Below are 242 nucleotides of genomic sequence, written 5' to 3' on the forward strand. Positions count from 1 at the left end.
CCACAATTGGCTGAAGGATCCCCGGTTTGCGCGAATGCCAGTTGATCCGGGCCACGTCGAGGAAGCGTCTTTCGTTGAGTTGGAACTGGCCCCGGCAGCTTGTCCTGCCGCTACAGGGGTCGTTGTCCCGGCCCCGGAACCTGTCTGTGCAAGCCGGGTTGATATTACCCTTTCGGATGGCCGAAGGGTGTTGATCGAAGGCCCAACGGCCCTGGCCGCGGTGATGGGACTGGTTCAGGGTT

At 61.6% G+C, this 242-nt stretch carries 1 protein-coding gene; it reads left to right on the forward strand.

Annotated elements, in window-relative coordinates; translation table 11 throughout:
• Positions 1–34: 34 nt before the first annotated feature.
• Positions 35–242 (forward strand): hypothetical protein (locus ACXAH0_RS25320; protein ID WP_475196106.1); only part of this gene is annotated, 208 nt, incomplete at its 3' end.

It is taken from the genome of Roseibium sp. AWQ4_290 (assembly GCF_056160985.1).